Annotated in this window: 1 protein-coding gene; it reads left to right on the top strand. The window is 47.8% G+C overall.

What is annotated here, in order from left to right; translation table 11 throughout:
- Positions 1-1,447: hypothetical protein (locus tag KDK16_RS04850; RefSeq protein WP_257274929.1), on the top strand; the 1,447-nt coding region annotated here is incomplete at both ends.

Raw genomic sequence — 1,447 nt, 5'->3', positions numbered from 1 at the left:
TCCCATCACGGGATGATTTATCTCCCCCAGAGGGCACATTCCGACTGGTCGCCAGCGGTTTTCAATGGCTCACGGATCAAAATGCCCGTTTGTTGGCATTTTTTGCCCCCGGCGGTGGGCTGGATTGTCTGGCAAACCCGGTAAAATTGAGCATGTCTCCACAACGGTCAGAGCTACTTGCAAAGACTAAGGAAAGCGTAAATCGACTGGTTCAGGGGGCTGAAGCACTGCTGGATGGCTATCATGCATTCTTGCGGCTGGCGGGTAACAGTGATCAACCTCAGCTCAAGTCACAGAGGGAAGCGTTATCGCAACTGATCAACCGGTTCGAGGCGCTGAAACAGACCATCCAATCCGAACTAAAGGCTATTACCCTTCCCTCGTATGATGGTGAAGAAGGACAGGTAACGTTTCGTCAGTGGGTGGCAGCCTGCCATCATCTGCAATTCTGTCTTCAGGCACTCGACCCTGGTAGGGCTAAACAGGTCCGAAGTGTCCATGAGCTGATTTTTACCCTGCATCAGCGCTTCGTAGAGGCTCTGGCACCGGTCAGTATGGAGTCGGATCAGGGCAGGCTATCCACCGAAAAAAAAGTCACCTATGTTGATTGCACAACTCCGGGTAAGTCGGGTGAAAAGGCATCACTAGTGAGTCCGTCCGTCAGGGAATCCATCGAACAATCGGTGTGTAAAGTGACTGTCATTAGTATGGATGACGCATTGATCGTTAATCTGAAATTGGGAGGTCATGTGGCTCTTGTCGAATTGCTTGAAAACGCAGAGGGTGGAAAAGGACGAACCTTGCGGCTGAAATTTTCTGACGAGTTTGATAAGGCCTTTGGTACAGGCAAGTTACAGCGTGTCTGGTTTATGGCTCAGTTACTGAAAGCGATCGAACTGGATGAAAATGCTGATGACATGAAGCTCACCTGCAACCCCGTGGCGCGACAATTAATCGTCGAATGTCCCGGAATGAAAACACGTGAAGCTATGCAGGCTGCCTTTGAAAAACTGATGATTGTGTTAAATGCTATGTCTGATCTCGATATATTCTTTGAGAAAGCAGGCCTTTTTGAAGAACCTCATTGGGATTTTAACATGCTTGCGCAACGTCTTAATCCCGATGTTGCGATAGAATCTGATGGATTCACTTTTCAACACTGTCTTTTCTCAATACCTTATCTGAAGATTGATCGCATTACTATTTCTCCCGATTGCTGCCAGTTATTAAGCAACCAGCTTCAACAGCTTGTTCATTATGCTGAGCAGTTAAGGGAGTGTCGGGAATTAGTCGCTCGCAGGAAAAAACCGGAGGACAGTCTGAGGGAGATATTAAGGAGTGATGAGATGAGTGAGGACACCCGCAAGCAGCTGATACATCATTTTTTATTGTCAGAACCCCATTACTCTGTTCGACCGGTTGAGGATTTTTATACCCATTTGAGAGG

It is taken from the genome of Endozoicomonas sp. SESOKO4 (genome assembly GCF_024606275.1).
Note: the sequence above shows the minus strand (reverse complement) of the source record. Positions and strands in the feature narration are given on the sequence as shown.